Consider the following 19,142-nt stretch of genomic DNA (forward strand, 5'->3'; position numbering starts at 1 on the left):
CTGTCATGCTACTAGGAGTTGCAGGTGAAAAATTGAGTTTTGACTGATGGTATTAACTACCGGACAGGATCAACTCCTGATCGGTGGGTGAGCAACCCCTTGAACTCAATGACCAAATGACTCAGTTGAAACAGTTCAATGGCATTGACCAGAATTTCGCTAGTTTTTGAGGTGCGATCGCCCTATGGTTACCCATCTTCCATCCCCGATCTTGGTGATTGGTTATGGCAATACTCTCCGCAGTGATGACGGTGTGGGGCCAGCGGTCGCCCAAGCCATTTCCCAATGGCAAAATTCACAACTTCAAACCCTCATTTGTCATCAATTAACCCCGGAGTTAGCCGATACGATCGCGGGAGCTGGCTTGGTAATTTTTGTTGATGCCTTAGACTGCAATGCCCTGAAAATGTCTGCACCCAAAACCCAACTGCGATCGCTAGATTTGGGAATTCGCCCACCCACCCCGGCTTCCGCCACGGTCACCGCTGAAAATCTAGAAACTCCAAGTCTTTTGGGCCATTTCTATCAACCGGAAAGTCTGTTGCACATGACGAAATGGCTCTATGGCCATGTGCCCCCGGCTTGGTTAATTGCCGTGCCTGCGGTGTCCTTTGAGTTGGGCTGCGAATTTTCTGAAATTGCCATTCAAGGAATGCAGCGGGCGTTGGTTGTCATTCAAACCCTGATTGACGAGGTACAAGGCATGACGACTCATTTTCCCTCGCTTCATCTGCCTAGTGAATCGCTGAAATTACCCGTCCGAATCTAAATCAATTACCCGCTGTTTTTCTCTGTGCCTTTTGCTGGAGTGATGACCATGAAACGCCACCAAACCATGACCCTTGATGGTAACGAAGCCGTTGCCAAAATTGCCTACAGTCTCAGTGAACTAATTGTTATTTACCCCATTACGCCCGCTTCGCCCATGGGGGAATGGTCTGATGCTTGGGCAGCCCAAAACAAGCCCAATCTTTGGGGATCTGTGCCGAGCGTGGTGGAAATGCAGAGCGAAGCCGGAGCGGCGGGCACGCTACATGGGGCGCTCCAGGCGGGATCCCTGGCCACAACATTCACGGCTTCCCAAGGGTTGCTGTTGATGATTCCCAACATGTACAAAATTGCTGGGGAATTGACCGGTGCGACCTTGCATGTGGCTGCCCGATCGCTCGCGGCCCAAGGGTTGTCAATTTTTGGGGATCACAGCGATGTGATGGCCACGCGGGGCACGGGTTGGGCGCTATTGTGTTCGGCTTCGGTGCAAGAAGCCCATGATTTTGCTGCAATTTCCCACATTGCGGCCTTGAAATCTCGAGTGCCATTTCTACACTTTTTTGATGGCTTTCGGACTTCCCACGAAATTCAAAAAATTGTTCCCGTGGATGAAGATCATCTGCGAGCCATGATCCCCGAAGCGGCGATTTTGGAGCACCGCGATCGCGCCCTCACTCCCGATCGCCCGGTGATGCGTGGCACGGCCCAAAATCCCGATGTTTATTTCCAAGGTCGGGAAACCGTTAACCCGTTTTATCTTGCCTGCTCGGAAATTGTGAAATCCGTAATGGCGGAATTTGGCAACCTGACGGGACGGGTTTATCAGCCCTTTGAATATGTGGGTGATCCGGAAGCGGAATCCGTGGCGATTCTGATGGGTTCCGGTTGCGAAACCGTTGAAGAAACGGTGCAAGCCCTGAATCAACAGGGACAGAAATTGGGAGTCTTGAAAGTTCGTTTATATCGTCCTTGGAGCGCGGCAGATTTCCTCACCGTATTGCCCACCAGCACCAAACGCATTGCCGTGCTCGATCGCACCAAAGAACCCGGCGCATTGGGCGAACCGCTTTATTTGGACGTGGTGGCAACGGTTCAACAATCGGCGCAACACCAGGCGGTCAAAACCATGATCGGCGGGCGCTATGGATTGTCTTCCAAGGAATTCACACCGGCCATGGTGAAGGCGGTGTTTAAAAATCTGCAATCGCCGGAACCCAAGAATGGATTCACGGTGGGAATTGTGGATGATGTGAGCTTCACGTCTCTGGACTTCGACCCCAACTTTGCTTTGCCGGGCGATCGCACCTTTGCGGCCATTTTCTATGGCTTGGGGGCTGATGGAACCGTGGGAGCCAACAAAAACACGATCGAAATTATTGGCGACAGCACCGATCAATATGCCCAAGGCTATTTCGTCTATGACTCCAAGAAGTCGGGGGCGATGACCGTTTCCCACCTGCGCTTTGGGGCTGCCCCCATTCGGGCCCCTTACCTAATTGAAGGTGCGAATTTCATTGGCTGTCACCAGTGGATGTTCCTGGAACGCTACGAAATTTTAGACAAGGCCCTTGATGGCGCAACGGTGCTGATCAACGCGGCCTATCCGGCGGAGGAAATTTGGGATCATTTGCCGCTAGAAGCCCAAGAAATTATCATTCGGAAGCAACTGAAACTTTGGGCGATTGATGCCTATAAAGTGGCTCGCGAGAGTGGCACGGGCGGTCACATTAATATTCCAATGCAGGTTTGTTTCTTCACCTTGACGGGGGTGTTGCCCCAGGAAGAAGCCCTCAATCAAATTCGGGCGGCGATTCAAAAAACCTACGGCAAAAAAGGGAGCGCCGTGGTGAATATGAACCTGCGGGCGGTGGATAATACCCTGTCGAATTTGCAAGAGGTGCCGATTCGATCGGCCCAATCCACCTTGCATCGGTTGCCCATGGTGTCCGATCGCGCGCCGGATTTTGTGCGCAATGTGCAGGCGGCGATGATGGCTCGGGAGGGCGATCGACTGCCGGTGAGCGCCTTGCCCTGCGATGGCACTTATCCCACGGGCACGTCCCAATGGGAAAAACGCAACATTGCCCAGCAACTGCCTGAATGGGATCCAGAGGTTTGCGTGCAGTGTGGTAAGTGCATCGCCATTTGTCCCCATGCCACCATTCGCGGCAAATCCTACGATCCGTCCGCTTTGGGAGATGCGCCGGCCGGGTTCCGGGTGGCCGACACGCGCGACCCGGACTTCAAGGGCGAAAAATTCACCATTCAGGTGGCTCCGGAAGACTGCACCGGCTGCGGTCTTTGTGTGGAAATTTGCCCCGCGAAGGATCGCAAGCGCCCCTCGCGCAAGGCGCTGAATTGGGTGAACCCCAATGAGGTACGCGACGCGGAGCGGACGAATTGGGACTTTTTCTTGGGGCTGCCAAATCCCGATCGCGCCAAATTACATCCCGATCGGCTGCGTCAACAGCAATGGCAAGAGCCACTCTTTGAATTCTCAGGGGCCTGTGCCGGTTGCGGCGAAACGCCCTACCTGAAGTTGGTGTCCCAATTGTTTGGCGATCGGGCATTGATTGCCAACGCCACCGGTTGCTCCTCGATCTATGGCGGCAACCTGCCCACCACCCCTTGGACTAAAAATGCCGATGGCCGCGGCCCCGCCTGGGCGAACAGCCTGTTTGAGGACAACGCGGAATTTGGCCTTGGGTTCCGCCTGTCCGTGAATCAGCAAGCCACCTTTGCCAGCGAGCTGCTGAAGCGGTTGGCTGGGGAGCTGGGTGACAGCACGGTTCAAGACCTGTTGCAGGCGGAACAGCGCACCGAAGCGGAAATTTGGGAACAGCGCGATCGGGTGGCCAGCCTGAAAATGCGCCTCCCCGAGATCAATCACCCCGATGCTCGGCGGTTGCTGGCCGTGGCAGACTACCTCGTCAAGAAATCCGTCTGGATTGTGGGGGGCGACGGTTGGGCCTATGACATTGGCTTTGGTGGTTTGGATCATGTCCTGGCCAGCGGCCAAAACGTCAATGTGTTGGTTTTGGATACGGAGGTCTATTCCAACACGGGGGGGCAAGCTTCAAAATCAACGCCCCGAGGCGCGGTGGCTAAGTTTGCCGCTGGTGGTAAACCCGCCGCCAAGAAAGATCTCGGGGCGATCGCCATGACCTACGGCAACATCTACGTGGCCAGCGTGGCCATGGGGGCCCGTGACGAACATACCCTGCGGGCTTTTCTGGAGGCAGAAGCCTACGACGGCCCCTCGCTGATTTTGGCCTATAGCCACTGCATCGCCCACGGCATTGACATGAGCAAGGGAACGACTCACCAGAAAGCTGCGGTGGATAGCGGTCGTTGGTTCCTCTATCGCTATAACCCGGATCTGGTGGCCCAGGGCAAAAATCCGCTGCATTTGGATTCCCCTGCGCCGAAGATGCCTGTGGCGGCGGCCATGGATATGGAAACCCGCTTCAAGATGTTGAGCAAGACCAACCTGGCCGCCGCGCAACAGTTGGCCCAACAGGCGCAGGCGGACATTAACCACCGCTGGCGGTTCTATCAATACCTGGCGGCCCAGTCGATCGGGCAGCCCCCAGCAGCCGATCGCCCCAGCCCAACGCCGCCAGGGGATGCTGCATCTTCCTCAGAACCCAAGCCGGTGTCCTAGGCCCCGTTCCTGAAATCTCCTGACTGAAATCCCCTGAATGAAGCCTTGGATGGGCCGATCGCCCGATCGGCTCACCCCGTCCCAGTTCTCTTCGCCCCTAGCCTCCCCACCTAGCGCCCTAATCTAGCGCCCTAATCTATGGATCTGCACACCACCTATCTGGGTCTCACCCTTCGATCGCCCCTGGTACCTTCGGCCGCTGCTCCGCTCACCAGTTCCCTCGATCACCTGCGTCGCTTAGAAGATGCCGGAGCGGGGGCGATCGTCTTGCCCTCCCTGTTTGAAGAACAACTGGTGCAAGACAGCTTTGAGCTGCACCACCATCTCAGCCATGGGCGCGACAGCTATCCCGAAGCCCTCACCTACTTTCCTGAGCCGGAAGCCTTCCGTCTCGGCCCCGAGCATTATCTCGACCACATTCGCACCGCCAAAGCCGCCCTCAGCATTCCGATCATTGCCAGCCTCAATGGCTATTCCCCCGGTGGTTGGGTGGAATATGCCCGATCGATCCAGGAAGCCGGGGCCGACGCGATCGAGCTAAACCTTTACTTTGTCCCCAGCGACCCGGACATTTCCGGCCTGGATATTGAGCAATCGTTCCTCACCACCCTGCGGGCCGTCAAAGCCGAAGTGAGCATTCCGGTTGCGGTCAAAATCAGCCCCTACTTCAGCAGCCTGGCCAACATGGCCCAGCGCTTTGACGAAGCCGGAGCCGATGCCTTGGTGCTGTTCAATCGGTTTATGCAGCCCGACATCGACCCGATCGAGCTGGAGGTGCGCCCCGTTCCCTATCTCAGCTCCGCCAATGATTTGCGGTTGCCCCTGCGCTGGATTGCACTGCTCTATGGCCGGTTAGAGACGGATCTGGCAGCCACAGGTGGGGTGCAACATGGGGCCGATGTGGTGAAATTGCTGATGGCTGGGGCCAAGATTACCCAGGTTTGTTCCGTACTGTTGCGCCATGGTCTGGAGCATCTGCGCGTTCTGGAGCGAGAACTGGTGGCCTGGCTAGAGGCTCAGGAATATAACTCCGTTGAGGAATTGCGAGGAGTGATGAGCCAAGTCCATTGCCCTGACCCCAGCGCCTACGAACGGGCCCAATACCTGAAGACGCTGCAATCTTTCCGGGTGGATGCGGGCCACGGGTTGATTCTCGATCCACCCATTCACAGCGGCTTCTTGCCTTCCTGAGATTGAACAAGCCTGGGGCGGGGATTAGCACACCCGCCCCAGGTACACCGGGTCTTGGGCCGATCGCTCCGCTAGAGTAACCCAGCCAAGTGCAGCGGCCCGCGGCCGCTAATCAACTCCAACGCCAGCGCCAGGAAGCCCAGCATGGCCAAGCGACCATTCCACACTTCCGCCGCCGTGGTCAGACCCCATTCCCAACGCTCTTGGGGATAGATCTTGGCCTTGTCGGGCGGGTGCAAGGTTTGGGCCAGGGTCATGCCCTTGCCATCTAGGGTTTCGATCGCCAGGTTGGCCAAATCCTCAATGAAACCCGGATGGACATTCAGGGCGGGCACGCGGTGGAAATTATGAATTCCCGCTTCTTCGGCCACTTCCCGATATTCCATGTCAATTTCTTCAAGGGTTTCGATGTGCTCAGACACGAAGCTAATCGGCACTACCACCAGGGTTTTCACCCCTTGGGCGGCCAGTTCCTTGATCGCATCGTCCGTGTAGGGCTGCAACCACTCGATCGGGCCCACCCGGCTTTGATAGGCCAGGGTATGTTGGTTGGGCCGATTCAGGGTGCGAATAATCCGCGCTACGCAGTCTTCAATTTCTTGCTGGTAGGGGTCGCCCGCCTCGGTCACGTAGCTGACGGGCACACCGTGGGCACTGAAGAAAATGTGGGCGCTGTTGGGATCTTCACAGCGATCGAGTTCCGTGGCAATCAAATCCGCCATGGCCCGCAGATAGCCAGGGCGATCGTACCAAGACTGCACCACGCGATGGTCGATCGTTTGCAGGGTTTGATCCTTTTCCATCAGCCGCTCAATCAGGCGGAAGCTGGAGCCGCTGGTGCTAATTGAAAATTGCGGATAAAGCGGCAAAATTGCCAAGTTATCTACGCCATCCCGCTTGATCTGATCCAGTGCTTCTTCGGTGAAGGGATACCAATAGCGCATTCCAATGTAGATCTTGGCATCGCGGCCCCGTTCCCGCAGCTTGCCTTCCAGGGCGCGGGCCTGGTCTTCGGTGATTTGCCGCAGGGGTGAGCCGCCACCAATTTGCTTGTAGCCCTCTTGGGATTTGGAAGCCCGCAGGGTGGAGATCAGCCAGGCCAGGGGCTTTTGCAGAATTGGGCTGGGCAACCGGATAATTTCGGGATCGGAAAATAGGTTAAACAGGAAGGGCCGCACGTCTTCCAGCTTTTCCGGCCCCCCTAGGTTGAGCAATAAGACCCCATCTCGACCCATAACCTTTTGCTTCCCGTTCCGCTGTTGGTGTTTCTTTTCAGATTCTTAACTGATATTAACAATATCTTGAGGTTTGCGCTGACGGGCGATCGCCCCATCATCTGAACCTGGCAAGGGAACCCGGCAAGGGACTTCGCAACTGTCTGAAACACAGAATCCTCAAGGCGTTCGGTCATCGACCCTAATTTGATGAAGGGCCGTCTGACGGACGATTGCTATTGTCAATAATGTTTTAAGGATGCTTTGTGGCTACGATTCTACGGGATTTGAGTTATCGCTACCAGTGGCTATACGACAACATTTCGCGGGTGGCGGCCCTGGCGGTGGGCGGTGAGGGGCGCTTTCGTCAACTAGCGTTACAAAACTTCGATTGGCAACCGGAAACCCGGGTGCTGGATCTCTGTTGCGGTTGGGGGCAAACAACGGCGCTGTTGGTGGAGCGATCGAACTGTGTGACCGGGTTGGATGCTTCGCCCAAGGCCCTGGCCCGGGCCCGATCAGCCGTGCCCCAAGCTACCTATGTGGAAGCTTTTGCGGAAGCCATGCCCTTTCCGGACGGTAGCTTTGAGGTGGTTCACAGCAGCGCCGCCATGCATGAAATGGAGGCTGAACAGCTCCGCCAAATTTTTCAGGAAGTCCATCGGGTGCTGGTTCCGGGGGGCTGGTTTCTGTTTTCCGATTTCCATGCCCCCTCCAACCCGCTGTTTTGGCCGGGGGTGGCCGCGTTCTTCTGGCTGTTTGAGACGGAAACGGCTTGGGAATTTGTGCAAACAGATGTGCCGGGCTTACTGGAGTCGATCGGGTTTTGTGATGTGTCTCAAGCGTTTTATGCGGGTGGCTCGGTGCAAGTGCTGCGGGCTAAGCGTGCTGCGGGCTAAGCGTCCCGATTGAGCTGAGCCTTGCGAGTTGCTCATGCGATCAATTGCCGTGCGATCAATTCCCACGATCAATTCCAACGATCAATTTCCAGACGATCAATCCCCACACCGGCTGGCCCAGCGTGGGGATTGATGAGCAATGGGTTGGTTTAGGTCGCCAAACGGTAGCCCGATCGCCGATCAAGCCCTTGAGATTCTGTTTCCTGCGGCTTGTTTAAAAGCCTGAAATTGGAGCTTGAAATGAGAGCCGGAAATTAGAGCCTAAACGGTGAAATCCAACCCCGCAGGAAGTAGAACACGCTTTGCAGGTATTCCGTCACCACCTTGGTGCTGATGGTGAGGCCTTCGGAGTTGGGAACCAGATCCGGAATGGAGAAATAGCGCCAGGGGATGGGGGTGATGTCCGGGGCATCGTAGGGCAGGGTGTAAAAGTCTGCCGGTTGCGGCACAACCCGGAAACCAACGGACTCGAACGACAGGGTCGATCGCCGCATTTCGATCGCGGAGGTGACCAAGGCAATGCGGGCCCCCTGGGGGTTGGAACCAAACTCATCGCGCACATCCAGGGCGCTGTTGCGCACGTTCACCACTTCCCGTTTTTGGGCAATTTCGCTGCGGGGAATCACGATCGCGCTGGCTGGCACGCCCATTTCCTGTAACAACACGCTGATGTCAGACGATTCCGCCGCCCGGCAGCGTGTGGCCGTGCCGTCTGGGTTCCGACAGTCGCTGCTCACCGGTCGCCAGTAAGCGTTCAGCTCCGGCCGGAACCCCGCGCTCACAATAATTCGATTAGCCCGGCCAGCGCGATACAGTTGTGCCGCCAATGTGATTCGATCGCCGCTTTCGGTCAGCTCAATGCGCTGTTGGCCAATCCCCGCCACACGGGTTGTGCCATTCCCCAGCAGCACGATCGCCTCAACGGATCCCCGATCGCCATAGCCCTGCATGGACACGGCTTCGCGCTCCAGTTGCCCCGCCAGCAAAAACCCGATTGCCGGGGTGCTAAACAGCAGCAACACCGAAAAGGCCCAAGCCGCCACCCCATTGGCCGTGAACTTGCCCGGCCCTTCGCGCAGCACCCAGCGCGAGAGCAACAGCAGCGACAGACCCAGAGGAGTCAGAAGCAGGGACAGAAGGCTGCCCACCGATTCTGAGGTGCGGCCACCGGGGTTCATAAACGCGATCGTCAGCAGTGCCGCGATCGTGACAATGCCAAAACCGGTGTAGTAGGCCACCGGGATGAACTTGACCTGAAACAGGAAGTACCAGAGCAGCCAGCCGATAAACAGCCAAATTAAGATAAAGGTCAGGGTCTCAAACATTCCAAATCACCCACGTCGGCGATCGACCTACCGGTTAGTTTTAACCGCAAGTTTTAGGGCAATGGTAGAGGAATTTTGCCGCTTTGAAACCAGAAGCCTAACCCCCAGAGCTTTTTGAGCGATCGACTGCTGACCGTAAACGCCCCTCACCCATTGCTGACTTTAGAAATTCCTTAACAATTTCCTGGATCCAACGGATTGCCCCGATCGCCCCGTGGCCCCGTCCGGTTGCCGCCTGGTGGGCCGATCAACGACGGGAGCAACCCCAGGTTGGGGCCTGCGGCTGGGTTTGCGTCGTTTTGCCTGGGGCTGTTGTCTTCCTCCTGCGTGCCTGTTGCTCAGCGCCTCAAACCGGTGAACGGTTCGATCGACCATCGCCAATCATGTTTAACCTGAATTGCCACACCAAGATTTCTGTGCTCAGCTCATGCAACAAATGCAGCAATGTAATCAATGAACTTCGCAATCAATGAACTTAACGCACTGATCATGAGCTAAATTGTGACCCCCCTAGGGCTGTATGGTGGTTAAATTTCGATTTGTTCTAGAATTCAATAAATCTTTAAAAGACTCTGCTTAATCTATTCTTGACGCTGCCGAATCGTGGTGTTATACCAAATTCGGCTGGGTTAATTTCTTGATCAATTAAGCGGATGATCTAAGTTAACCATCGAATTGTTGCTTACTCTTCAAAAAATGGATCCTGCGAATTGGGTCATTCATGAAGCAAAATCTCTGGGCTATTCTTCTGAATGAAAACAACGAGCTACTCTGAGTTTTGATGGAGTGACAACAGCTTGATGGAACCTTCATCTTGGTTGATGTAAAGTCAACCTACGATCAGTCACAATTTGCAAACTGGTTGCTCGCAAATTGTTGATGCCTTGTGATTACCCTTGATCAAATTATTCTCCACTGAGAAAAAATATGTCTGGAATTCGCGACGTTGACGGCGACCCCAGTGGCACTTGGGCAGACTTGAGCTGGTCTGATCTCAGCAGCGAAGAGCAGTCCCTCTGGGGTGAGTTGGGATGGGATGAGTCGAGCTGGGAAGAAGATACGGATCCCCCAGCCAGTGATGATGAATATTGGGAAGATTTGAGTGCTGGTCAGCAAGCGGCTTTGACGAAGCTTGGCTATACCCAGGCCCTTTGGGACGAGGAATAAAGACTGCCTGAAATTTGCTCCCCCAAAGCTTTTTCACTGAAAGCGCACTGAAGATTACGAAAACAAGGGGTTAATGCTCCTTGTTTTTTATTTTATTTCTATTTCTTGTTTTACGATTTTGCTTCATCTATTAGATCGCTTGTATCAATTGCTTGTTTTGCGATTGTGTTTTATCTATTAGATGTCTTGCATCAATTTCTCGTTTTACGATTTTGCTTTATCTATTAGCTCTCTTGCATCAATCACGATTCTTATCCTAAGTCGTTTATCATAAATCGTCATCTCACAGGCACTATTTTCAAGCACTAGTAGGGTGGGCATTGCCCACCTCATAATTACTTCATGATATCTGTGATATGGCGTACCAATCGTTCTAGACAAAGGCTGTATTTTCAAATTTGCCAAATTTACCAGATTGATTTAACTGGATATTAGAACTTTTGGGCCTCTGGGTTGTGCTGTTTGCCCTCAAGGCTGGCTGGGTTTTCCAGGGGCAGGGCCTGTTGAGGTTGCTTAACTGGCCCGATCGGGAAAGCCAATCAGCAAACAGCAATTCAAGTTTCAATCAATTGCAATTACTGGATTGGCGCGACGATCCATGGGAAGCACTATTGGGGAAAAACTCGCCTAGCAGGTGACATCCGACAGACCGGCTCATGGTGACTTTTCCTGAGCAAGGTCTGGCCGATGCTGAATGAGTAGTAATCGAAAACGGTGATTGAAGACAGCAATTGAAGGCTTCAAGACCGCTGCTTTTTGATTTCTCACAGCTAATGACCGATCGAGTTTGTCTATGTCTCCTGTTGCTTTGCGTTGGCGTTTGGGTTTGGTTCTGCCCTTGGGATTGGGTCTGTTAATGGGGGTTGTTGGGGAACTGGGGCAGCCGTCGATCGCCCAGGCCAATCCCCGATCGACCCCCGTGCTCAACACCAGCAATCAGTTACCCCCATCGGTGCGATCGCGCATCTTGGCAGTGGCGGCCCGGGATTTGGGTCAAGCGCCTGCAAACTTGACCATTCGCGAAGCCACCCGCGCTACTTGGTCAGACAGTTGCTTGGGTTTGGGTGGGCCAGCGGAACTCTGTGCCCAAATGCAAGTCCCGGGCTGGGCCGTTGAAGTGAGCGAGCGTCAATCCTGGGGGCCGCCCAGTTGGTTTTATCGCGCCGATCAAGCGGGTCAGATCATTCGCCAAGCGGTGGGTTCCCGATCGCTCACGCCAGAAGTGGAACAGCGGTTGCTGCGACAGGCGGAACGATCGCTGAAGTTGCCGTCTCGATCGCTCACGGTCACAGCCCTGAAACGCAGAACCTGGGATGGCTGCATGGGGGTTTATGACGCGCCGCTCACGGCCTGCACCATGATTGCGATCGATGGTTGGCAAGCCATTTTGAATCAGGGCGATCGGGCCTTTGTGTTTCACCTCGATCGCGCGGCCAACCTCGTGCGCTACAACCAAGCCGCCAGCAACGGCACAACCGCCATTGCTCCCATGACCAGCGACCTCCCCACCCTCGGCAATGGGGAGCGATTCCAGATGCACATCACTGGCGGGATTGCCAGTCGCCAGGAACGTTGGACTTTGATGGAAGATGGGCGATTGGTGCGGCGCATCAACAATCAAGCGCCGGAGTTGGTGGGCCAACTGTCTGCCAATCAGCGAACGGAATTGGAACAGGCTCTGGATAACAGCATGTTGTCCAATCTCTCGGGTCTCAGCTACTTGCCCACACCGGGAGCCGCAGACTACCAAACGGTGACCCTGACCGATCGGGGAGTTTCGGTGCAATATGCCGATCTGATGCGCGATCGACTGCCCCAATCTATCCAGCAAGTGACTGGTGCTTGGGAACGGGCGATCGCCAGTCTGCAAACTCCCTAGCCGATCGCGGCGGTCTTGGGTGGATTGGCTCTTCAAGTCCGACGCAATCGCTGCTCAATTTGCTGCAAAATTTGGGGCTTGGCGCGATCCAACTCCTTACGCAGATAGGCCTTGCCCACCTGCGGATCCGCTGCGGGCATCTGTGAGCTTTGGTCAGCCCACTGACGCAGCATTTGGCAATTGGCCGCCGTTAGGTGAATCTTGGCCACGTATTGGCAACTGTGGGGATCCTCAAGGGCAAAAAACAGCAACCGATAACAGCTCTGCTTGGCCAACTGCCGAGCCAACTCCAAATTGCGGGGCTGTTTCAAATCCAAATAGGACGGTAGCCATTTGGCCCGCCGCGTGCCATCCCCGATCGACATATAGAGCACCGTCAGCCACAGCACCATCGGATGGGGAGACATCATGCCCATAAACCGACTGTAGCAACTGCTGCCCTCTTCGCTGGATTGGATGGCGCGAATCATTTGGCGCGGCAACATAATCCAAACCGTTGCCAACGGGTCGCCACTGGTGGGCAGCAGGTGAGGAAACACAATTTCCGCCACCGGTTTGCCCTTGGGCCAAGACTGCAACCGACAGAGCACATCAGGATCCGCATTGCTCGATCGACCCCGCGATTCAGACCCGCCCTCACCGCCGAGGGAAGCTCCGGGCAAGGTCGCCCGCTGGAGTGTGCTTTCAATGCGACGACTAATCAGCCGGCCGGGACTGTAGCGGTGTTCCATCGGCTCCAAGGCTTGCAAAATATCGCTCACGGACGCGGGGCGATCGTCTGGCTTTTTCGCCAAGCATTGCAAAATCAGTGACTCCAGCGGCTTGGGCACTTTCAGCCCCGGCCGCGCCTCCGCAAAGGTCATGGGCGGGCTGTCCCGGTGTACCTTATACCAACTGCCAAAGGAATGGGTTTCCGCCCGCAGGGGCATCTTCCCCGAGAGCATTTCAAACATCACCACGCCCAGGCTATAGATATCAGCCCGGCCGTCCAACTCCTTGCCTTCCATCTGCTCCGGTGAAGAGTAGGCCAGGGTTCCCATGAAGTGGCTGGTTTGGGCCGCATCCCCCTGCATGAGCTTGGCGATCCCAAAATCCAAAATCTTGACCGACTCACCCATGTCCGGATCTTGCACCACCAGCAGGTTGCTGGGCTTGATGTCTCGGTGGACGATCGGGCAGAGGCGATCCTCAAGCAAAATGCCCTGGTGAGCCGCCTGAAGTCCCAGGCAAATTTGATGGGCCAGATTGAGAAAACGCGGCAGGGGCATGGTTTCCCGCTTGAAGATCGCCCCCAGGTCTCGACCTTCGAGATATTCCATCACATAGAACGGAACCTCATCTTCGCTGACCCCGTAGTCCAACACCTGGACAATGTGCTTGCTTTTTTGCCCTAACAGAAAACAGGAGCGGGCTTCCCGTTTGAAGCGATCGCGCATTTTCTGGTTCAGCAAGGTTTGAGACAAAAACTTCACGGCCACGGGCGCATCCAGCAGGATGTGCTTGGCTCGGTAAACGCGACCCATAGCACCGCGCCCGATCAACTCATCGAGTCGATATCGGTCGGCTAGCACTCGGCCAAGATTCGGGTCGCTCATAGCGTCTGCGCTCTTCTGCTGGGCTGATCGCAAAAATTAGAAATCGTCAAATCAAACCAAGAATGCAACAAATCCGGTGAATCCTATCAGTATCCCCGATGCCCAGGTGGTGATGCCCAGGTGGCGATCGTCAATCTTGGGTATGCAGTCTTGGGTACTCAGGTACTCAGTCGGCGGGGCCAGACCGTGAGATCAAGCGTTGAAATTCTGCGAATTCGGTTGCACCCAGACTAACTGGTCTATTTCCTCGTCATGATCCTTGCCAAAGGAACTCGATCGAACACCCGAGCGAGCAGATGCCCGAGTGAGCAGATGCTGAATGGAACGGATGCAACAGATCTAACTGATTTAACTGCTCCAATAGCCATATCTGACCTGATCAGAGCCATCAGGAGCCGCTCCCGAAGACCTGTCTAGAAGGCTAGGGTAAGCAAACCAACCAAAATTAAAGCAAAAAGTTGATGAACAATGCGATTGGCGGCGGGAGACCTTGAGGGCGATCGCCCGCCAGGAGTAGGGAAAAAATGGAGCGGCGGGGTTGGTTGAGGAGAGCTGGCAGGGAGAGGAAGCGTTGGGCCCGATTCCCCAATCATTGTCGCCTACTCCCAACTGATGGAGCAAAGGGGTCGATCGCGCCCTTGTGCAGAATTGGGCCCTTTGGCGGCTCAGTTTTGTGGCCCCGTTGCGAGTGGAGAGCGCGTCGATCACTTGTCGGTTGCAACTGTGGAAACGGTAAAAACCGTGCCGATCGCCTTGGGCCAAGCCAGAATTGGGGAAATCCAGTTTGCAGGTATCCGTGAAACGTACGGAATGTGCGGAATTTGTTGAATTGGCGCAATTTGCGGAACTTGCGAAATTTCTATCAATTCTGGGAATTGGTCGCATCCATCGTTAAGTTTGTGTTGAGCTTTGCCCCTAAAGTTTTGCCCCTAGAGTTTGCGTCTAGAGCTTTCATCGCGAGTCTGCACCTGAATTTGTGTCCGGTTGGGGGCCCGCCGTCTCCGCATTGGTTTTCCAGTTAAGTCTGATGGTCTTTGAACAAATGGTTGCTTCCTCAACTCCCCAGTTAATCCCGATCGTCTTGGCCGGTGGCAAGGGTGAGCGGTTTTGGCCCCTCAGTCGCCGTCAGTTTCCCAAGCAGTTTCTCTGCTTGGATGGCAGCGGCCGCAGTTTGTTGCAAGCCACGATCGATCGCCTGATTCCGTTGGCGGGGGCGGCGGAGCATGTTTGGGTTGTGACGGGTCAGCACCTGGAAGCCACGGCCCGCGAACAGTTGCCAGAATTACCGGCGGCAAATTTTGCGATCGAACCGGAAGGGCGCGACACGGCCCCGGCCCTGGCTTGGGCAACCCTGGAGGCGGCCAAGCAATATGGTGATGAGGCGGTGTTGGGCTTTTTCCCGGCGGATCACTGGATTGGGGACGGGGAAGCGTTTGCCCAAACCCTGGCAGCGGCAGCGACCTTGGCCCGCACGGAGGGGGCGATCGTCACCTTGGGCATTACGCCAACCCAGCCGGCCACGGGCTATGGCTACATCGAACAGGGCGAGGCCTTGGGGGACTTTGCGGGCCTGCCGGGCTATCGCGTCAGTCGGTTCACGGAAAAGCCCGATCGCGCCCGGGCTGAACAGTTCCTCGCCAGTGGTCGCTATAGCTGGAATAGCGGCATGTTTGTGTTTCAGGCCAAGACGGTGATTGCGGAATTAGAACGGCACGCCCCGGAAATTATTGAACCGCTGCGGGCGGAAGGGGTGGCGGCCTATGGCAAGGTTCCCAAGCTGAGTGTGGACTATGCGCTGATGGAAAAGACCGATCGCGCCTGCATTGTTCCGGCGGCCTTTGCTTGGGATGACCTGGGCGATTGGAATGCGATCGAGCGGCTGTTAAAGGGCGATCGGGCTAATGTGGATTTGGCTCAACATTTGGCTTTGGAGACAACCGGGGCGATCGTCTACAGCAGCGATCCCGAAGAGTTGGTGGTCACCATTGGCCTAGAGGATGTGGTGGTGGTGCGCGATGGGAATGTGACCCTGATTGTGGCGAAGGATCGCACCCAAGATATTAAGGCGGCGGTGAAGGCGGTGCAGGAGCATCCCGAATGGCTCGATCGGCTCTAGGGCATGTTTAGGTTGATGTCGCTAGGGATTTTAAGTTGTGTTTTAATCACAGAGCTTTGCTTGTGCTCGTTTTCCTATGGCTTTGCCCCCTGTGCCGGCCGCTTGCTGGCTGATTAAATCTGAACCCATAACTTACTCGATCGCCCACCTAGAGCGCGATCGACAGACCATTTGGGATGGCGTGCGGAACTATCAAGCGCGTAACTTTCTGCAAGCGATGCAGCCGGGAGATTGGGCGTTTTTTTATCACTCCAACACGGAGCCGCCGGGAATTGCGGGTCTGGCGCAGGTGGCCGTGGCCAAGGTGGTGGATCCAACCCAGTTTGACCCCAACAGCCCGTATTTTGACCCGAAGGCCAGTCCCGATCGCCCCCGTTGGTTCACGGTGGAAGTGGCCTATTTGCAAACCTTCGATCGGTTCTTACCTCTGGAATTGTTGCGATCGCAATTCACGGCTGATGAGTTGCTGATTTTGCGACGGGGAAACCGCCTTTCCGTTACGCCGGTCGATCGCCCCGTGGCTGAGCGATTGCTAATGTTGGCCAGCTCGCCTCAAACCGCGCCTTAAACCTAAATAGAAAGCTAAAAGAGAGCCAAACGGGGGCCCAATTTAATTTGTTAAATTGGGTCTGTTAAATTGGGTCTCTCAGCTCCATCAAACCCCATCAAACTCCACCGAACGCCAGCAGGCTGGGGGCTGGAGCGCCTTGCTCCGGCTTTGGGAAATTGCGCTTTAACCAAATTTTAAAGATAGGTTAAGCTGAGGCAACTGCCATTTTTGCTACGGTCGAGAGCGCGTCCGCCCCCAATCCCCATGATTAGCCAAGCCATTGCCCGCTACATCGAAGGTACCGACAGTTCCCACAAACCCTGGTTGCTGGTACAGCTTCGCCTTGCCAAATTGGAAGAGCAGCGCGATCGCCTTTCGCCAGCGGAATATTCCCAAGCCCTAGCGGACATTCACCAAGACTTGATGAATTTGGGTGAATGGTGGGTCGGTCGCGAACAGGAAATGTTTCGACCTCATGGGCCAGGCGGCAACGAGTAATGACTAGGGCGCAACGAGCTACCACGGAAAATCCCGATCGACCGGAATCGCAATCGATCGATCTGCATGATCCGCAGTACTACTTCAACCGGGAACTGAGTTGGATTCAGTTCAACCGGCGAGTGCTGCACGAGTCTATGGACGATCGCAACCCCCTGTTGGAGCGGTTGAAGTTCTCTGCGATCTTCAGCTCCAACTTGGATGAATTTTTCATGGTGCGCGTGGCCGCCCTCAAAAAGCAGGTGGAAGCGGGCGTGGCCAAGCGGCCCCCCGACGGGCGATCGCCCCAACAGCAACTGGTTGAAATTGCCGAGCACCTGCGCCCGATCGTGGCCGAGCAACATCAACACTACGCCAAGGTGTTGCGCCCCCTGTTGGCCGAACAGGGCATTTACCTGCTGGATTACGTTGACCTGAACCAAGAGCAGCGGGCCTATCTCCATCAGCTCTTTGAGGCGGAAATTTTCCCGGTGCTCACGCCCCTGGCGGTGGATCCGGGTCATCCCTTTCCTCATATTTCCAACCTCAGCCTGAATCTGGCGGTGGTGGTGCAGGATCCGGAAACCCAGGAAGATCACTTTGGGCGGGTGAAGGTTCCCGAAAGCTTGCCCCGGTTTTTGCCCCTGGCGGCCGATAGCCTGGATCCGGCCACCCTCAGTGCTGACTGGGTGGGGGCCAATCCCGGTAAGCCGGTTTGGGTTTGCGTGGCGATCGAGCAGGTGATTGCTCACAACCTGGAAAGCCTGTTTCCGGGCATGAATATCCTGGAATATCAGCCCTTTCGGGTCACCCGCAACGCGGACATCGCCGTGGCGGAAGATGAGGCCGATGATCTGCTGCTGGCGATCGAACAGGAATTGCGAAAGCGGCGCTTGGGTGGTTCCGTGGTGCGGCTAGAGGTGCTGGACACCATGCCCACGGAAATTAGCGATCGACTGCTCGAAGAGTTGGAAATTACCGCCGAGAGCGTCTATCCCGTCACCGGTCTGTTGGGGCTACGGGACTTCATGGCCTTTTTGGGCTTGCCCCTGCCTCACTTGAAAGATCCGTCCTGGAACCCAGTGATTCCTAAGCGGGTGCAGCGCCTGCCGGAACCTTCGGAAAATGTGCAATCCCCAGAGGAAGAGGAAGTCAGCGACTTTTTCACAGAAATTCGCCGCCAAGACTTGCTGCTACACCATCCCTATCACTCCTTTTCGGCCACAGTGCAGCGGTTCATCACGGAAGCAGCCCGCGATCCGAACGTGCTGACGATCAAGATGACCCTGTATCGCACCTCTGGCGACTCCCCGATCGTCCATGCCCTGATTGATGCGGCGGAAAACGGCAAACAGGTGGTGGTGTTGGTGGAACTCAAGGCGCGGTTTGATGAAGAAAACAACATCAACTGGGCCCGCAAGCTGGAAAGCGCCGGGGTGCATGTGGTTTATGGCTTGGTGGGACTGAAAACCCACACCAAAATTGTGCTGGTGGTGCGCAAGGAGCCGGAGGGCCTGCGCCGCTATGTCCACATTGGAACCGGAAACTACAACCCCAAAACCGCCAAGCTCTACACCGATGTGGGGCTGCTCAGTTGCCGGCCGGAGCTGGGAGCTGACTTGACCGATTTGTTCAATTACCTAACGGGTTATTCTCGCCAACGCGCCTATCGCAAGCTGTTGGTGGCCCCGGTGAACATGCGTGATCGAATGGTGGCCTTGATTCAACGGGAGCGCGATTGGGCCCGCCAAGGTCACCAGGGGCGGGTTGTGGTCAAAATGAATGCCCTGGTTGATCCGGTGGTAATTCGGGCGCTGTATGAGGCCTCCCAAGCGGGGGTGCAGGTGGATTTGATTGTGCGGGGAATTTGTTGTTTGCGGCCGGGTTTGCCGGGCCTGAGCGACCACATCCGCGTGGTCAGCATTGTGGGCCGCTTTTTGGAACATTCCCGCATTTTCTATTTCCACAATGGCGGCCAAGATGAGCTGTATATTGGCAGTGCCGATTGGATGCCCCGCAACTTGACGCGGCGGGTGGAGGCCGTCACCCCGATCGAGGATCCCGATTTGGTGCAAGAATTGCAAGCCATTTTGGGTGTGATGCTGGCTGACACACGCAACGCTTGGGAACTGCAAGCGGATGGAATCTATACCCAACGGCAACCCCTTGGAAAAGCAGATCCCCAGGCTTCTCAGGTGGTGTTGATGCAGTTGGCGGAACAAGAAGCGGTGTTGAAGGATGACGATTAGGGGTTGCCAGGGGTGGATCGGTTGCTAGTGATTGATGCATGGCTA

The 19,142-nt window shown here is 55.6% G+C and carries 13 protein-coding genes; 10 read left to right on the top strand and 3 right to left on the bottom strand.

Going from position 1 to position 19,142, the window contains the following annotated elements; translation table 11 throughout:
* Nucleotides 1-184: 184 nt before the first annotated feature.
* The 3 genes from ACZA91_RS12875 to ACZA91_RS12885 all read left to right on the top strand — a co-directional run bounded on the left by ACZA91_RS12875 (nucleotide 185) and on the right by ACZA91_RS12885 (nucleotide 5,626).
* On the top strand, nucleotides 185-769 hold the full coding sequence (locus tag ACZA91_RS12875; RefSeq protein ID WP_463182523.1) for a hydrogenase maturation protease: 585 nt from the start codon (nucleotides 185-187) through the stop codon (nucleotides 767-769).
* A gap of 48 nt (nucleotides 770-817) precedes the next feature.
* Complete coding sequence (gene nifJ / locus ACZA91_RS12880; RefSeq protein ID WP_463182525.1) at nucleotides 818-4,435, top strand: pyruvate:ferredoxin (flavodoxin) oxidoreductase; 3,618 nt, start codon at nucleotides 818-820, stop codon at nucleotides 4,433-4,435.
* A 138-nt stretch (nucleotides 4,436-4,573) separates the two neighbouring features.
* On the top strand, nucleotides 4,574-5,626 hold the full coding sequence (locus tag ACZA91_RS12885; RefSeq protein ID WP_099535044.1) for a dihydroorotate dehydrogenase-like protein: 1,053 nt from the start codon (nucleotides 4,574-4,576) through the stop codon (nucleotides 5,624-5,626).
* 71 nt (nucleotides 5,627-5,697) lie between these two features.
* Here ACZA91_RS12885 and hemH read toward each other — a convergent pair whose 3' ends face one another.
* Nucleotides 5,698-6,861, bottom strand: coding sequence for a ferrochelatase (gene hemH / locus ACZA91_RS12890; RefSeq protein ID WP_190527009.1), 1,164 nt, complete (start codon nucleotides 6,859-6,861; stop codon nucleotides 5,698-5,700).
* Between the two features lie 245 nt (nucleotides 6,862-7,106).
* On the opposite strand from hemH, the gene ACZA91_RS12895 reads away from it, so the two are divergent.
* On the top strand, nucleotides 7,107-7,739 hold the full coding sequence (locus tag ACZA91_RS12895) for a methyltransferase domain-containing protein (RefSeq protein ID WP_190535278.1): 633 nt from the start codon (nucleotides 7,107-7,109) through the stop codon (nucleotides 7,737-7,739).
* Between the two features lie 254 nt (nucleotides 7,740-7,993).
* Here the strand turns inward: ACZA91_RS12895 and ACZA91_RS12900 are convergent, their stop codons facing one another.
* Complete coding sequence (locus tag ACZA91_RS12900; protein ID WP_463182528.1) at nucleotides 7,994-9,064, bottom strand: YdcF family protein; 1,071 nt, start codon at nucleotides 9,062-9,064, stop codon at nucleotides 7,994-7,996.
* Between the two features lie 927 nt (nucleotides 9,065-9,991).
* Here ACZA91_RS12900 and ACZA91_RS12905 point away from each other — a divergent pair.
* Together ACZA91_RS12905 and ACZA91_RS12910 are read left to right on the top strand one after the other, a co-directional pair.
* Complete coding sequence (locus tag ACZA91_RS12905) at nucleotides 9,992-10,231, top strand: hypothetical protein (protein WP_099535049.1); 240 nt, start codon at nucleotides 9,992-9,994, stop codon at nucleotides 10,229-10,231.
* A 793-nt stretch (nucleotides 10,232-11,024) separates the two neighbouring features.
* Nucleotides 11,025-12,110 (top strand): hypothetical protein, encoded by a 1,086-nt coding sequence (locus ACZA91_RS12910; RefSeq protein WP_463182530.1) that lies wholly within the window; start codon nucleotides 11,025-11,027, stop codon nucleotides 12,108-12,110.
* Between the two features lie 32 nt (nucleotides 12,111-12,142).
* Here ACZA91_RS12910 and ACZA91_RS12915 read toward each other — a convergent pair whose 3' ends face one another.
* Nucleotides 12,143-13,705, bottom strand: coding sequence for a serine/threonine-protein kinase (locus ACZA91_RS12915; RefSeq protein WP_463182531.1), 1,563 nt, complete (start codon nucleotides 13,703-13,705; stop codon nucleotides 12,143-12,145).
* Between the two features lie 1,042 nt (nucleotides 13,706-14,747).
* Between ACZA91_RS12915 and ACZA91_RS12920 the strand changes: the two genes are divergently transcribed.
* The 4 genes from ACZA91_RS12920 to ppk1 all read left to right on the top strand — a co-directional run bounded on the left by ACZA91_RS12920 (nucleotide 14,748) and on the right by ppk1 (nucleotide 19,097).
* Nucleotides 14,748-15,821, top strand: a complete 1,074-nt coding sequence (locus tag ACZA91_RS12920) for a mannose-1-phosphate guanylyltransferase (RefSeq protein WP_463182533.1) — start codon at nucleotides 14,748-14,750, stop codon at nucleotides 15,819-15,821.
* 76 nt (nucleotides 15,822-15,897) lie between these two features.
* Nucleotides 15,898-16,389 carry an EVE domain-containing protein gene (locus ACZA91_RS12925; protein WP_463182535.1) on the top strand — a complete coding sequence of 164 codons (492 nt, stop codon included), beginning with the start codon at nucleotides 15,898-15,900 and terminating at the stop codon, nucleotides 16,387-16,389.
* Between the two features lie 246 nt (nucleotides 16,390-16,635).
* A complete protein-coding gene (locus tag ACZA91_RS12930; protein WP_099535054.1) occupies nucleotides 16,636-16,869 on the top strand; it encodes a hypothetical protein in 234 nt (77 codons plus the stop codon).
* A complete protein-coding gene (gene ppk1, locus ACZA91_RS12935; RefSeq protein ID WP_463182537.1) occupies nucleotides 16,869-19,097 on the top strand; it encodes a polyphosphate kinase 1 in 2,229 nt (742 codons plus the stop codon). Before ACZA91_RS12930 ends, ppk1 begins: the two co-directional genes overlap by 1 nt.
* The last annotated feature ends 45 nt before the right edge of the window (nucleotides 19,098-19,142 follow it).

It is taken from the genome of Limnothrix sp. CMB-01 (genome assembly GCF_055193175.1).

Coding starts and splice junctions, on each gene's coding strand:
- ACZA91_RS12875 (WP_463182523.1), top strand. CDS start 185: ATGGTTACCCATCTTCCATCCCCGATCTTGGTGATTGGTTATGGCAAT.
- nifJ (WP_463182525.1), top strand. CDS start 818: ATGAAACGCCACCAAACCATGACCCTTGATGGTAACGAAGCCGTTGCC.
- ACZA91_RS12885 (WP_099535044.1), top strand. CDS start 4,574: ATGGATCTGCACACCACCTATCTGGGTCTCACCCTTCGATCGCCCCTG.
- hemH (WP_190527009.1), bottom strand. CDS start 6,861: ATGGGTCGAGATGGGGTCTTATTGCTCAACCTAGGGGGGCCGGAAAAG.
- ACZA91_RS12900 (WP_463182528.1), bottom strand. CDS start 9,064: ATGTTTGAGACCCTGACCTTTATCTTAATTTGGCTGTTTATCGGCTGG.
- ACZA91_RS12905 (WP_099535049.1), top strand. CDS start 9,992: ATGTCTGGAATTCGCGACGTTGACGGCGACCCCAGTGGCACTTGGGCA.
- ACZA91_RS12910 (WP_463182530.1), top strand. CDS start 11,025: ATGTCTCCTGTTGCTTTGCGTTGGCGTTTGGGTTTGGTTCTGCCCTTG.
- ACZA91_RS12915 (WP_463182531.1), bottom strand. CDS start 13,705: ATGAGCGACCCGAATCTTGGCCGAGTGCTAGCCGACCGATATCGACTC.
- ACZA91_RS12920 (WP_463182533.1), top strand. CDS start 14,748: ATGGTTGCTTCCTCAACTCCCCAGTTAATCCCGATCGTCTTGGCCGGT.
- ACZA91_RS12925 (WP_463182535.1), top strand. CDS start 15,898: ATGGCTTTGCCCCCTGTGCCGGCCGCTTGCTGGCTGATTAAATCTGAA.
- ACZA91_RS12930 (WP_099535054.1), top strand. CDS start 16,636: ATGATTAGCCAAGCCATTGCCCGCTACATCGAAGGTACCGACAGTTCC.
- ppk1 (WP_463182537.1), top strand. CDS start 16,869: ATGACTAGGGCGCAACGAGCTACCACGGAAAATCCCGATCGACCGGAA.